Annotated in this window: 11 protein-coding genes and 2 pseudogenes; 4 read left to right on the plus strand and 9 right to left on the minus strand. The window is 67.8% G+C overall.

Annotated elements, in window-relative coordinates; genetic code table 11:
- The first annotated feature begins 306 nt into the window (after positions 1 to 306).
- Positions 307 to 858, plus strand: a complete 552-nt coding sequence (locus E4L96_RS22735) for a hypothetical protein (protein WP_135209506.1) — start codon at positions 307 to 309, stop codon at positions 856 to 858.
- Positions 859 to 973: 115 nt separating this feature from the next.
- Here the strand turns inward: E4L96_RS22735 and E4L96_RS22740 are convergent, their stop codons facing one another.
- Entirely contained in the window at positions 974 to 1,231 is a 258-nt protein-coding gene (locus E4L96_RS22740) for a hypothetical protein (RefSeq protein WP_135209507.1), read from the minus strand.
- 236 nt (positions 1,232 to 1,467) lie between these two features.
- A complete protein-coding gene (locus E4L96_RS22745; protein WP_135209508.1) occupies positions 1,468 to 4,623 on the minus strand; it encodes an error-prone DNA polymerase in 3,156 nt (1,051 codons plus the stop codon).
- Between the two features lie 101 nt (positions 4,624 to 4,724).
- On the opposite strand from E4L96_RS22745, the pseudogene E4L96_RS24730 reads away from it, so the two are divergent.
- Positions 4,725 to 4,877: pseudogene (locus tag E4L96_RS24730) on the plus strand (carboxymuconolactone decarboxylase family protein); the annotation flags it as partial.
- Positions 4,878 to 5,079: 202 nt separating this feature from the next.
- The gene (locus E4L96_RS22755) at positions 5,080 to 5,802 is read left to right on the plus strand and encodes a helix-turn-helix transcriptional regulator (protein ID WP_135209509.1); all 723 of its coding nucleotides are present in this window, start codon (positions 5,080 to 5,082) and stop codon (positions 5,800 to 5,802) included.
- 111 nt (positions 5,803 to 5,913) lie between these two features.
- On the opposite strand, the pseudogene E4L96_RS24765 reads toward E4L96_RS22755, so the two are convergent.
- Positions 5,914 to 6,099: pseudogene (locus tag E4L96_RS24765) on the minus strand (helix-turn-helix domain-containing protein); the annotation flags it as partial.
- A gap of 152 nt (positions 6,100 to 6,251) precedes the next feature.
- Here E4L96_RS24765 and E4L96_RS22765 point away from each other — a divergent pair.
- Positions 6,252 to 6,857 carry an acyl-homoserine-lactone synthase gene (locus tag E4L96_RS22765; protein ID WP_135209510.1) on the plus strand — a complete coding sequence of 202 codons (606 nt, stop codon included), beginning with the start codon at positions 6,252 to 6,254 and terminating at the stop codon, positions 6,855 to 6,857.
- 29 nt (positions 6,858 to 6,886) lie between these two features.
- Here the strand turns inward: E4L96_RS22765 and E4L96_RS22770 are convergent, their stop codons facing one another.
- The 6 genes from E4L96_RS22770 to E4L96_RS22795 form a co-directional block, all read right to left on the minus strand.
- Positions 6,887 to 8,263: a TfuA-like protein gene (locus tag E4L96_RS22770; protein WP_135209511.1), complete on the minus strand. Its 1,377-nt coding sequence runs from the start codon at positions 8,261 to 8,263 to the stop codon at positions 6,887 to 6,889.
- Positions 8,260 to 9,513 carry a YcaO-like family protein gene (locus tag E4L96_RS22775; protein WP_135209512.1) on the minus strand — a complete coding sequence of 418 codons (1,254 nt, stop codon included), beginning with the start codon at positions 9,511 to 9,513 and terminating at the stop codon, positions 8,260 to 8,262. Before E4L96_RS22775 ends, E4L96_RS22770 begins: the two co-directional genes overlap by 4 nt.
- On the minus strand, positions 9,506 to 10,909 hold the full coding sequence (moeB, locus tag E4L96_RS22780) for a molybdopterin-synthase adenylyltransferase MoeB (RefSeq protein ID WP_181017637.1): 1,404 nt from the start codon (positions 10,907 to 10,909) through the stop codon (positions 9,506 to 9,508). Before moeB ends, E4L96_RS22775 begins: the two co-directional genes overlap by 8 nt.
- A 10-nt stretch (positions 10,910 to 10,919) precedes the next feature.
- A complete protein-coding gene (locus E4L96_RS22785) occupies positions 10,920 to 11,462 on the minus strand; it encodes a M67 family metallopeptidase (RefSeq protein WP_135209513.1) in 543 nt (180 codons plus the stop codon).
- A complete protein-coding gene (locus E4L96_RS22790; protein ID WP_135209514.1) occupies positions 11,450 to 12,136 on the minus strand; it encodes an ABC transporter ATP-binding protein in 687 nt (228 codons plus the stop codon). The genes E4L96_RS22785 and E4L96_RS22790 overlap by 13 nt, the downstream gene beginning before the upstream one ends.
- A gap of 35 nt (positions 12,137 to 12,171) precedes the next feature.
- The coding region (locus E4L96_RS22795; protein ID WP_135209515.1) for an efflux RND transporter periplasmic adaptor subunit at positions 12,172 to 13,092 on the minus strand (921 nt) is incomplete at its 5' end.

The following is a 13,092-nucleotide window of genomic DNA, read 5'->3' on the forward strand; positions in this document are numbered from 1 at the left end:
GGGCCGCCCGGTGCCGGCGCGGAGCAGCGCGACGCGGCGCCGCTCCGGCGCACGGGCGCACACGGTCTCACACGGGCGCAAAGGTGCGCAAACGTGCGCCAGGGCGCCCGCGATGCTGTATGGTCGGTGGTGGAGAATGGCTGTCCTCGAGCCCTCCTGTTGAAGACAACCCGGTGGGCGTCCGTTGAACGCCAGCCCCGCACTTCACCATGTACAGGGAAGCGCGCCGGGTTGGGGCAGCCCATCACCTGACTGGCTCCGTCGCCACCGCCTCCCATGCCGATTCATCCACCGCGGAGGTACACCATGCGCCACCATCTCAAAGCTGTCTTCAATGATCTCCCTGCTGCGCAGCACGTGCTCGACAGTCTGGTGTCAGCGGGCTACGATCCCAGCACTATGTGTCTGGTCGGTCCTCCCGGGGACGCCGCCCCCGTCGCGGGCCCGCCGCCATCCGGACGCAGCGTCCGCAAATATCTCGCGGCCTGGTTTGCCCAGGCGCTGAACAGCCGCGGCCCTCCCGATGCTGCGGCGGATGCCGTCCCCTTCCGGCATGTGATCGCTGTCGACGTCCTCAGTGACGCCGCATGTGCCATGGCGGTCGCTGTGCTGGAGGCGTCCGAAGCGATCTATGTGGAGGACTGGCGCGAGCCGGGCCTGCCAGTGGACGGGCCGCACCCCATGGCGCGCGAGTCCCCAGGCTACCCTTCCGGCACCGAACCGGGGGCGCTGCAACACCGGGACCTGGACAGCCGCCTGTTCGGCACCCAAAGGAGCGATGCAGCATATCCCCATGGGACCATGTTTCAGGAGAGCTTGGACGATCCCTCGGCTCCCCCGGACAAGAGCGGCCCATAGCCCCTCGGCGCCCCCGACGGTGGATGGCGCGGCCCGACCGGTGCGCGATCGGCTTGCAGGGCTTGTGGACGGCGTCTGCATGCACTGACCGGCCTGATGCGGCCAGCAGGCGGATTCAAAAGCCAGGCAGCTGCCGCTGTGCATTCCATACCGGGGCCATGCCAAACTCCTCCTGGCCCAGCACGGCCAGCGCGCCCAGCAACATCATGCGCCGGTCGTGCGACGACAGCGCAGTCTTGTCAATGCACGCCAGCAGCAGGTTCGACAGGCCTTCCACACGCTCGGCGGGCACAATGTCAGCAAACAGGACGGCAATATCCACCGCCGTCGTGCGAATCTGAATCAGAACGCTTGCGGCATCTCCGGCACTCATGCCGTCTCCTCGTGGCAGCTGTGGAATCGGACGAACACGCCAGCCCTGCGCTGGCGTGGACTGCGTTGCTCCGGCCCGGCAAGTTGTGCCTGGGCTGAGGCAAGGTTGGGCAGGGCGGCCTTGCGCCCCGCTCCTGATGTCCCATGTGGAGAAGTCGGTCTACGGTGCGCCCAATCCGGGCGGGCGTCAACTCATACACCGCGAATGTGGAAGACAAGGTCGCGCGCTGATCCTGGTCAGCAGAAATTCCGGCTTCGCGTCGTCAGCCCACCCAGCAGGGGCGACAGATCGACCAGCCGCTTGGCCACCAGGTGCCGCACTTCGCCCTGCCGCTGCCAGATGCCATACACGCCCAGCAGCGGTGACCCCAGCACCTCCTTGCGCTGCTGGTCCACCAGCTTGGGCCAGACGATCACGTTGATGTTGCCGGTCTCGTCCTCGATGGTCATGAACAGCACCCCCTTGGCCGTCCCCGGCCGCTGCCGCACCGTGACGATGCCGCAGGCGCGCGCCAGCTGCCCATCCTGGAAATCGGCCAGCACGGAGGCCGGCAAAAAGCGCCGCTGGTGCAGCTGCGGCCGGATCAGCTCGACCGGGTGCCGGCCCAGCGTCAGCCCCTGTGAGCGGTAGTCGCCCACGATCTCCTCACCCTCCCCGGGCGCCTCCAGCCGCGGCGCTTCTTCCTCCACCGCCGTCGGCCGCAGCAAGTCCTTGTCCGGCACTGCGCCGACGGCCTGCCACAGCGCCTCGCGCCGGTGCCCGGCCAGCGAGCGCAGCGCGTTGCCCGCCGCCAGCACCTGCAGGTCGTGCCGGTCTAGCTGCGCCCGCCGCGCGAGGTCGGCCACGCTGGCAAACGGCCGGATCGCGCGCGCCTCCTCGATCCGCTGCGCGGTCTCCTTGCGCATCCCGCGCAGCAGGCTCAAGCCCAAGCGGATGGCGGGCTGGCGCGTGTACGTGTCATCCAGTTCCTCCAGCGCCGAATCCCACCCGCTGATCGCAATGTCCACCGCCCGCACCTCGATCCCATGCCGCCGCACATCCTGCACCAGCTGGGACGGGCTGTAGAACCCCATCGGCTGGCTGTTCAGCAGCGCGCAGGTGAACGCGGCCGGCTCGTGGCACTTGAGCCAGGAACTCGCATACGCCAGCAGCGCAAAGCTGGCCGCGTGGGACTCCGGAAAGCCGTACTCGCCAAAGCCCTGGATCTGCTTGAAGATGTTCTCCGCAAACTCCATGGTGTAGCCGCGCTCCAGCATGCCCGTCACGATGCGGTTGTAGTACTTGTCCAGCCCGCCCTTGCGCTTCCACGCGGCCATGGCGCGCCGCAGCTGGTCCGCCTCGCCCGGCGTGAAGCCGGCTGCCAGCATGGCCACCTGCATCACCTGCTCCTGGAACAGCGGCACGCCCAAGGTCCGTGCGAGCGCCTCCTTCATCTGCGGCGTGTGGTACACGACCGGCTCCAGCCCCTGGCGCCGCCGCAGGTACGGATGGATCATGCCGCCCTGGATCGGCCCCGGCCGCACTACCGCCACCTCGATCACCAGGTCGTAGAAGGTGCGCGGCCGCATCCGCGGCAGCATGCTCATCTGCGCGCGCGACTCGATCTGGAACACGCCCAGGGTGTCGGCGGCGCAGATCATGTCGTAGGTCGCTTCGTCCTCGGCCGGAATGTCCTGCATGCTGAACTCGGTGCCGCGGCGCACGCTCACCAGTTCCAGGGTGCGGCGCAGGGCCGACAGCATGCCCAGCGCCAGCACGTCCACCTTCAGCAGACCGAGCTCTTCCAGGTCGTCCTTGTCCCACTGGATCACGCTGCGGTCCGCCATGGCCGCGTTCTCGATCGGCACCAGCCGCGACAGCTTGCCGCGCGCGATCACGAACCCGCCCGGGTGCTGCGACAAATGGCGCGGAAAGCCGAGCAGCTGCATCGCCAGCGTGGCCCACTGCAAGGTGGCCTCGGCCTCCGGGTCGAGCCCGGTCTCGGCCAGGCGATTGAGCAGGTCGGCCCGGCTGTCGAACCAGTGGTGGGCCTTGGCGGCCTTGTCCACCAGCACCGGGTCGATGCCGAGCGCTTTTCCGCTGTCGCGTAGCGCGCTCTTGGGCCGGTAGCTGATCACCACCGCCGCCAGCGCCGCGCGGGTGCGCCCGTACTTGTTGTAGATGTACTGGATCACCTCCTCGCGCCGCTGGTGCTCGAAGTCGACGTCGATGTCCGGCGGCTCGGCCCGCTCCTTGGAGATGAAGCGCTCGAACAGCAGGTTGCCGCGCGCCGGGTCGACCTCGGTCACGCCGAGGCAGTAGCACACTGCCGAGTTGGCCGCCGAGCCGCGTCCCTGGCACAGGATGCTGACCGAACGGGCGAAGCGCACGATGTCGTACACCGTCAGGAAGTAGTGCTCGTAGCGCAGCTCGGCGATCAGCGCCAGCTCGTGCTCGATCTGCTCCTGCACCTTGGGCGGGATCCCGTCCGGAAAGCGGTTGTGCGCGCCAATCCAGGTTTCCTGGCGCAGGAAGCTGGCCGCCGTGTGGCCGGGCGGCACCAGCTCGTCCGGATATTCGTAGCGCAGCTCGTCCAGGCTGAAAGTGCACAGCTCGGCGATGCGCACCGTTTCCGCCAGCGCCTCGGGGGGGTAGATATTGGCCAGGCGCAGGCGCGCGCGCAGGTGCTGCTCGGCGTTCTGGGCCAGGCCGTAACCGCATTCGGTGACCGCCTTGCCGAGCCGGACCGCGCTCAAAGTGTCCTGCAGCGGTTTGCGCGAACGGACGTGCATGCACACCTTGCCCACCGCCACCAACGGCATCCGGTGCTGGGTGGCGACCTCTTCCACCGTCAGCCGGTGCGCCTCGTCGAAGGCGCGGTGCAGCAGGTTCAGGCCAATCCAGCAGCGGCCGGGGAAATGCGCGGCCATCCAGGCGGCCTGGGTGTGGAGGCGGTCGACGTCCTCGGCCTCGTGGCCGGGGTAGGCGGGCAGCAGGATCAGCAGGCAGTCCGGCAAGCCCTTCAAATGTTCGAAGCCGGGGCCGGGCGCACTGAAGTCGTCCGGGTGGATCAGGTAATGCCCCTTGTCGCTGCGGGTGCGCGCCAGGGTGATCAGCTCAGACAGGTTGCCGTAGCCATTGCGGTTCTGCGCCAGGGCGATCAAGGACAGGGCCGGCCGCCCGTCATGCTGGAGCAGCTGGAAGTGGGCGCCGACGATCAGCTTGAACTTGTGCTGCTTGGCCACCCCGTGCGCGCGCACCACGCCCGCCAGCGAGCATTCGTCCGTGATCGCGAGCGCGTGATAGCCCAGCTTGGCCGCGCGCTCGACCAGCTCTTCCGCATGGGATGCCCCGTGCAGAAAGGTGAAATTGGTCAGGCAGAACAGCTCTGCATAGTCCGGCAGGAAGGACATCGCACTCAACTACTGTATAAAAACACAGTATATCGGAAATCCCTGCGCCCACCCAGTCTTGCCTCGCCACCTGTCACAAAACACCAGCCAGATCCGTTCTTGTGGCCGAAACGCACGCCTCCGACGAAGCGTACGGAGCCGCTCTGGCCGTGTTCGGCGATAAAGATTTGGTGGATCTGACCTTGACCATCGCGCCATGAACGCGATCAACCGGCTCGGCGAGCTTCCGCCTGAAACCGCGCGCGCGGAGCTGACCGCCACCCACTGGCGCCGGCGCCGTCGGACCTGCCCGGTCGCCGATTCCACGCGCGGGTGAGTTGCAGAATTTCCACACATTCTCACACTTCCTGGCGGGCTCATCCTTCGGGACTTGACCTAACTTAAGGCAACAATGCAAAGTGAAGAAATTGTTGCAGTTTCGGCCATTTTAACGATTACACATTGCCGAGGTGGAAGATGGTACGTCTGGAAGACCTGCTGGAACTGTTCAACGCGGAGACTGAAGAAGGCTGGAATTCCGTCCTTGTCGGGCTCGCTAACCAGCTTGGCTTCCAGCACACCCTGTTCGGCGTGGTGCCGGACCGCTCCACTCCGCTCGAAGCCGCCTTCCTGGTCAGTAACTACCCGCAGGAATGGCGCACCGAATACGACAAGCAGCACATGCACAGCGTCGACCCCACGGTGGCGCACTGCCAGGCCAGCGCCGTGCCCATCATCTGGCAGCCCAGCACCTTCAACGGCGAAGCGCAGCACGAGTTCTACGAGCAGGCCTGCGGCTACGGCCTGCGCTCCGGCATCACCTTTCCGCTGCACGGCACCAAGGGCGAGTTCGGCGTGATGAGCTTCGTGGCAGACGGTTCGGAACACGCCACCGCGACCCACCACCTGGCCGAACTGGCCTCGCTGTCGCTGGTGCGCGACTATGCGCTGGAGTCCTCGCGCAAGTTCCTCAACCGCGGCAAGCCGGCGGTGGACGCCGTCAAGCTCAGCGCGCGCGAGCTCGAATGCCTGAAGTGGGTCGCGGCCGGCAAGTCCTCATGGGAAGTGTCGCGCATCCTTGGCCGATCCGAAGCCACCGTCAACTTCCACATGGCGAACATCATGCGCAAGTTTGACGTCCAGACGCGGCAGCAGGCCGTCGTCAAGGCCATCAAGTTCGGGATGCTGCAGCCCGCCTGATTCCTCCCCCGCCTCGTCCTCTGGCGGCGGGGCTTGGGCCTCCGCGCCCGTCTTCGCGCGCGCGGCCGCCAGGTCCGCGTCATCGATCCGCGTGTCCGTGTACAGCGCCAGCAGCAGCGCCACCGGCGCCGGCACCGCGGTCCCCTGCTCGAAGCGGCTGCCCTGCGATTGCGTCACGCCGAAGCGGGACCAGAACGCGGTCTGGTTTTCACGCAAGCGGGTGCGCAGCTGCCGCAAGTTGATCCAATTCATTTTCCGTTTCCCCTTCTGCCATAAGGCTCCGTTGCTTGCGCGCATGTTGTGGTCGTGCCCGCACGCGCCTGCACCACGCGTACAAAATAGCAAACGAACCCGGCGCGTAAAACCTAGCAGAGCTGCTAGTTTCGGCGATATGCGAGCTGCATAAAACTGGAGTCTCCAACGCAGCACAAACCACAACGGAGCCGATCATGACCTTGACCGTACAAATCGCCGCACGCCACAACTTCAACAAACCGGACCTGTGCGCCATGCACCGTCTGCGCGCCAAAGTGTTCAGCGACCGCAAGGGCTGGGACGTCCCCGTCCTGTCGGGCATGGAGATCGACGGCTACGACGCCATCGACCCGTTCTACATGCTGATGCGCGACGACCAGGGGGGCCTGATCCGCGGCTGCTGGCGCATCCTGCCGACCGACGGCCCGTACATGCTGAAGGACACCTTCCCCGAGCTGCTGCACGGCGAGCCGGCGCCGGAAGATCCGCACGTCTGGGAGCTGTCGCGCTTCGCCATCGAGACCGGCGGCGACAACAAGTTCGGCTTCTCGGACATCGCCATGCAGTCGATCGGGGAGATCATCCGCTTCGGCCACCAGAGCGGCATCACCCAGTACATCACGGTCACTACCACCGCCATCGAGCGCATGCTCAAGCGCGCCGGCGTCGTGATCCGCCGCTTCGGGCCGCCCATCGTGATCGGCGTGGAGACCGCAGTGGCCATCTACGTGGACATCGAGCCGTCGATGGACGCCCTGGGCCTGCGCACCCCGGCCCCGGCCGCGCACACCCTGAACTGATCCCGCTGATCCCACTGATCCGATGACCTTCATGCCAGCGCGGCCTCCTGGAGAGCGTGACCATCACGTTCGAGCAGGTAGGCCGCCAGCACCTCCGCTATGAAATCACGTAACGTCTCGAAGCCCAGCTGGCGGGCATGCGTTTCCGGGTCCGGGTACATGGCCCCGAAGCGCGCCTCGTACCAGCCCTGCAACGCCGCCGCGTCCACGCCCGCGTCGTCCAGCGACAGTGTCTTGGTCCTGTTGTCGCCGAACCGGTCGCGCATGCGGGTCACCTCCTCCACCGCATCGCGATACCTGCTGCTGGATTTGAGCGCCGCCACCATGTGGGACTCCAGCCCCGGAACGAGCCGCTGTAGCATGGCGTCCTTGCGCGCCTCCAGGTCCAACAGCGCGCGCCATTCGTCGGCGTCTTCCAGCTGCTGGTGGCGGCGCCACGCGCGGATCGCCTCCTGATTTTCCAGTTTGTTCCGGCGGGCGATGCGCAGCAGCGCGGCCAGGCGGTCGCGGTCCTGCGGTTCCCAGGCGGCGCCGTGTTCCTCGGCCAGCCGCAGGAGCGCGGCTTCGGCCAGCACCTCGTCCCTTGCCGCGTGCCCTGCACGCACATGATTCAGCACTTCCGCGTCGTGTGCCTGCAACGCGCCGCGCTTGTCCCGCTGGATGCGGGCGTCCTGCGAGCGTGTGAGGCCGACCCAGAATGCGGTTTGCTCCAGCATGAACGGTGACGCGTCCTGCGTCGCGGGCGCCACTTCTTGCCCGGCGAGGATGCGCAGCAGCGTGCGCGCATCGTCCGCCTTGGCGTCGTAGTGCGCGGCCATCTGGCGCAGCGCGGCCAGTACCTGTTCGCTCATCCCCTGCGCCCGTGCCTCCGCAAACGTGGCCGCCCAGCTGCGCGCGCTGTAATGCTGTGCTTTGGCGTGCTGCGTCAGGTGTGCGCACTGCGCGGCATCGATCACACCCGCGTCGCGTAATTGCGACAGGCCGAAGCGCAGACTGACCATCGCCGAGGACAGCGCGCGGTAGCCCTGGTCCGGCGTGGCATGGGCCACGACGACTTCGTCATCGTCCTCGACAGCGCCATCGCGGTAGGCCTCGAAGATCTTGCCGATGCCGCGCATGCCGAATCGATGCAGCTCGGCCGCCCGCAGCGCGCCCATGCTGGAGGCGCCGTACACCTCAATCCCCTCCTGCAGCGCAAATAGCACTTCCTTGTGCCACACAGCGGGCACCTGCTCGAACAGGCCGTCGATGATCGCGATGCGGTCGCCCGCCTTGGCGCGCGTGCGCACCAGCGTGTACAGATCGCCCATCGCCACTGGCGGCAGGAATTCGACGGTCTCGCCAGCATGCAGTGCGCGCGCTTCGTTGCGCGGGAGCGACGGTCCCAGGAAAATAAAGTCGGTCATGCTGCGGTCCCCCGAGGTGGCAGATGAATGGCGCGGCCGCGGATCAGCGGCGTGGGCGCGGCCAGGCGCGGCACCACCACCTTCACCACCGGCACGCCGATGTCCTGGCGCGACAGGTCGATCACCACCGCGTTGTGAATGCCGGCGCGGCGCAAGGCGTCGAGCATCACGCTGATGTCGCCTTCAAAGCTGTCGGTGGCCAGGCTGGCACGGTCCGCGAAGTCCAGCGACGGTGGCTGGGCGTCCAGGCGCGCACGGAACCGGGCCAGGTCTTCGGCATTCCCACCGCGCCGGTATTCGGCCATCGAGATGTCGTCCCGGCTCCCGCTGATCCAGGTCAGGCGGCTCTGCACCGCCTCGTTGATCGCACGGAGCAGCGCGATGCCCGGCGTGAGGTGGCACCCATAGCCATTGAACGGCGGGAGCGTGCGCCAGCGCAGCGCGCCGTCGGCATCCACGATGGAGCAACCGTAGACGGGGATGCCGAGGTCGGAGGTCAGGTCGAATAGCGCCACCTCCACGTGTGCGCGTTCCAGGTAGCCCAGCACCTCGCGGCAGGCCGGGTCGCGGACGGTGGCAGGATCCACGCGGCGCTTGGAGTCCAGTCGACGCAGGTCGTCGGCGGACAGGGCTACCGCATCCCGCTCGATCAGCTCCGCCAGCGCATGGGTGATCGCCTCCAGCACGTGGTTGCCGCCTGCAAGCCCATTGCTGGACTGGACGAAAGTGGGCGCGGGCGCACCCCGCGCGGGCACCACATAGTTGGTGCTCACGCATTCGAGCGGCACATGGCAGGGGCGGTCCTGCAGCAGATCGTAGCCTTCCACCCATGCCAGCGGCAGGTCCGGCCGGGGTGGCGCGTCGGCATAATGCGACAGCCCATCCACTTCGATGATATTAGCGCGTTGCCCCAGCGACCACGCTGAGTCGATGATCACCGGCTGCTCGACATGCTCCGCGTGCCAGGTCTCAATCGATTCCATCAACGCAGATGCCTTGGCCGCGTCGTGCGTCAGGCCTTTGCCTTGGGAGGTAGACAGGCCGCGCGCGTTAGGGCGGATGGCGACCCACACCGGCAGGCCGACCACGTCCAGTCCCGTCACGTTGGCGAGCCGCGTGAGGCCGATGCGCGTGCCGAGGGGCCGGAACCGCGCCACCGTCTCGCCGGGCGAGCAGGCGCGGTGCGTGCCCTCGCGATGAGCCTTGGCCAGCCGCTCCTCGCGGCCGAACACGCGGATAGGATCAGACATGGTGCGCCTCGGCGGCTCCGTGATGCTGGCCGCAGGCACACTGCGGGTCACGGGCGAAGCGCAGCGTACGCACCTGGCCGGTCAGCGCGTCGTAGCGCAGCGAGCGGCCGATGAGCGGCTCGCCGATCCCCAGCAGCAGCTTGAGGGTTTCGGTCGCCTGCATCACGCCGATCACGCCGGGCATCACGCCCAGCACCCCGGCGTCCGCGCAGGACGGCGCCAGCTCCGGCGGCGGTGCGGCCGGGTACAGGCAGCGGTAGCACGGCCCTTCCTTGGCCCAGAACACGCCGACCTGGCCTTCGAAGCGGTACACGGAACCGTGCACCACCGGGATACCCAGCGCCACCGCCGCATCGTTGATCACATAGCGGGTGGTGAAGTTGTCCGTGCCGTCGACCACCAGGTCGTAATCCTTGAAGATCTCGGCGGCGCGGCTTGCGTCCAGCCGCTCGTTGTACAGCTTCACGTTCAGGTCCGGGTTCAGCGCCAGCAGCGCCTCGCGCGCGCTCTCGGTCTTCGGCTGGCCGACCGTCGCGGTACGGTGCAGGACCTGGCGCTGCAGATTGGAGAGGTCCACGATGTCGCTGTCCACGATGCCGAGCGTGCCCACACCCGCCGCCGCGAGGTACAGCGCCGCCGGGCAACCGAGGCCGCCCGCACCGATCATCAGCACCTTCGCCTTCAGCAGCCTGGCCTGGCCTTCGATGCCCACTTCCGGCATCGCCAGGTGGCGCAGGTAGCGCTTGCGCTGCTGCTCGTCCAGCCGCGCGGGCACGGCCAGCTCCAGACCTTCCTGCTTCCAGGCTTCAATGCCGCCCGCCAGGCTGCGGACGTCCGCATAGCCCAGGTAGCGCAGCGCATTGGCGGCAAACAAGGAGCGCACGCCGGACTGGCAGTACACAACCACCGTGCGGCCGCGGTCCGGCACCAACGCCTCGATGCGCAGCTCCAGGAAGCCGCGATCGATGTGCACCGCGCCCGGCATATGCCCCTGCGCCCACTCCTCGGCTGTGCGCACGTCGATCACGGCGGCATCGTGCAGCTCCGCCGCTTCGCGCGCGGTGAGCGTCGGGATGGTCGCCTGCAGGTCGCGCCGCCAGTTGGCATAGCTGCGCGCAGCCTGCTCGCCACCCGCGATGGCGGGCAGCACCTCCACCGTGTCGCGCCCGTGGACGGCGGTATCGAGACCGTCGTACAGGCGGATGTCGTCCCCGTTGAGGAACAAGTTGACGAAGCTGCGCAGCGCGCCCGCGCCGTCGAACAGCTGGTCGCGCAGGCGCGGGTGGCGGTCCGTCAGGGCGGTTAGCGCCTCGCGCACAGTGGCGCCGTCGGCCTGCACGTCGGCGTGGCCTTCGGTGAAGCCACGCAGCGGAGTCGGGATCAGGAAGGTGGTCATGGCGGTGTCCTCACAGGATGGTCAGTTCATGCCAGTGCATGGCGCCGGTGCGGAAGGCGCGCAGCGCGGGGCGGTCGTTGGGGGCGGCGATGAGATGCAGGTAGCCGGGCCAGGCCGATCCTTCCTGCACGTCCTCCGCCGAGGGTTCGGCCAGGCCGCGCGGGTGGCTGTGGTAGAAGCCCAGCACTTCCAGCCCGCGCTCGCGCGCCAGTGCCGAGGCATGGGCGATATCGGCGGGGGCGATGCGGAAGCGCTGCGTGGACTGCCCCGCTTCCAGATTGAACGCGGGGTCGGCCAGCACCACGGTCGCCGGACGGCCATCCGCCGCCGGGGTGCCGAGCAGGATGCCGCAGCATTCGTGTGGGGCGGCGGCATGGGCTTGCGCCAGCAGGTCCGCCTGCAACGCGGACGGCAGCTCCACCTTGTGGCGGATGTCCTCCGGGCCGGGAAACATGTGCGGCTCCCAGTGCACGGTATCCGCACTGGCGGCGAGGCCGGTGGCGGCCAGGCGCGGGCGGCGCAGCCCGAGCGCGTTGTCGATCAGGCCGGGCATGATACGAAGCTCCCTTTGTCCAGGTGGAGCACGCGGCCTGCATGGCCGGCAGCCACCTGGTCGTGCGTCACCATCACGATGGTCTTTCCCAGTTCCCGGTTCAGCGTTTGCAGCAGTTCCAGCACGTCGTTGGAGGAGCTGCGGTCCAGGTTCCCGGTCGGCTCGTCGCACAGCAGGACCCGGGTGTCGGCCACGATGGCGCGGGCGATCGCCACGCGCTGCTGCTGGCCGCCGGAGAGCTGGGCCGGGGTGCGCGCCGCGCATTGCGCCAGGCCGACCAGGTCCAGCGCCGTGTCCACCCGGCGTTTGCGTTCCGCCGAAGACAGGTTGGTCAGCGTGAGCGGCAGCTCCACGTTGCGCTGGGCGCTCAGCATCGGCAGCAGGTTAAAGGCCTGGAATACGAAGCCCACGTTGCGGGCACGCCAGTGCGACAGCGTGGACTGGGTCATCGCATCGATGCGCAGGCCATCGCACAGGATCTCGCCGCTGTTCGGCCGGTCGAGGCCAGACAAAAGGTTGAGCAGCGTGGACTTGCCGGAGCCGGAAGGCCCCATCAGCGCCAGGAAGTCGCCGTTCGCGATCTCCATGTCGAGATGGTCGAAGATGGTCACGGTGTCGTCGCCACGCGTGTAGCGCTTGGAGACGCCGTTGAGGGTGAACATGGGAGTCGTCATGGCTGGACCTTTCGCTGGGTGCTGGTTTGCTGCTGTTAGAGGAAGGACACGCGGGCCCGCATGTCGGGCAGGATGCGCGGATCCTTGTCGAGGATGGACAGGCGCACCTGCAGCGTGCCCTTGGCGCGGTCGGCGCTCGGCATGATGCGGCTCACCTGGCCTTTGATGACGGTGCCCTCGTAGGCGTACAAAGTCAGTTCCACCGGCTGGCCGGGTTTCACCTGCGTGACCAGCTGCTCGCTCACGTCCACCACCACTTCAAGCGAATTGGTGTCGACGATGGTGCACAAGCCAGTGCGCGTGAAACCGCCGCCCGCGCCGGATGGCGCAATCAGCTCGCCCATCTGCGCGTTCTTTTCGGTGACGATGCCGGCGAAGGGCGCGCGGATCGTGTAGTTGGAGAGCATGCTGCGCTGCTGCTGCACTTGCAGGCGCGCGACGTCCAGGTCCGAGCGCGCGCTTTGCACACCGGCTTGGGCGATGTCGGCGGCAGTCTGCTTGGCGGTGAGGCGGGCGCTGGACGAGAACTTCTGCTGGTAGAGCTGTTCTTCCTGCGCGAGGTCGGAGCGAGCCTGGCGCAACTGCGCTTCGGCACTGGTCACGCGGGAGGCCAGCACCTGGACCTGGCCCTCAGCCAGCTGGAGCTCGCGCTGGGCCAGGTCGGCATCGAGGGTGCCGAGCACCTGCCCTTCCTTCACGCGGTCGCCGGCTTCCACGTTCACGCTGCGGACGATGCCCGCCACGCGGGTCGATACGGTGGCGTGCCGCGTGGCGGTGACGAAGCCTTGCGCTTCGAACTTGACCCCGGCGCGCGCGGCGGCTGCACTCGCGTGGGCGGCCGGACCGCCGGATGCCACGCTGCCATGTGCGCCACCCTGGGCGGCGACCGGCGTTGCGGGCGTATCGGCCGCGCCAGTACCAGTCGATGCGCCATGCTGGCCGCCGTACCAGGCGGC

The sequence above is a fragment of the Zemynaea arenosa genome (genome assembly GCF_004614185.1).
Lineage (GTDB): Bacteria > Pseudomonadota > Gammaproteobacteria > Burkholderiales > Burkholderiaceae_D > Telluria > Telluria arenosa.

Bases quoted from the DNA above. Each gene is read 5' to 3' on its own strand.
- E4L96_RS22735 (WP_135209506.1), top strand. From the start codon at position 307: ATGCGCCACCATCTCAAAGCTGTCTTCAATGATCTCCCTGCTGCGCAG.
- E4L96_RS22740 (WP_135209507.1), bottom strand. From the start codon at position 1,231: ATGAGTGCCGGAGATGCCGCAAGCGTTCTGATTCAGATTCGCACGACG.
- E4L96_RS22745 (WP_135209508.1), bottom strand. From the start codon at position 4,623: ATGTCCTTCCTGCCGGACTATGCAGAGCTGTTCTGCCTGACCAATTTC.
- E4L96_RS22755 (WP_135209509.1), top strand. From the start codon at position 5,080: ATGGTACGTCTGGAAGACCTGCTGGAACTGTTCAACGCGGAGACTGAA.
- E4L96_RS22765 (WP_135209510.1), top strand. From the start codon at position 6,252: ATGACCTTGACCGTACAAATCGCCGCACGCCACAACTTCAACAAACCG.
- E4L96_RS22770 (WP_135209511.1), bottom strand. From the start codon at position 8,263: ATGACCGACTTTATTTTCCTGGGACCGTCGCTCCCGCGCAACGAAGCG.
- E4L96_RS22775 (WP_135209512.1), bottom strand. From the start codon at position 9,513: ATGTCTGATCCTATCCGCGTGTTCGGCCGCGAGGAGCGGCTGGCCAAG.
- moeB (WP_181017637.1), bottom strand. From the start codon at position 10,909: ATGACCACCTTCCTGATCCCGACTCCGCTGCGTGGCTTCACCGAAGGC.
- E4L96_RS22785 (WP_135209513.1), bottom strand. From the start codon at position 11,462: ATGCCCGGCCTGATCGACAACGCGCTCGGGCTGCGCCGCCCGCGCCTG.
- E4L96_RS22790 (WP_135209514.1), bottom strand. From the start codon at position 12,136: ATGACGACTCCCATGTTCACCCTCAACGGCGTCTCCAAGCGCTACACG.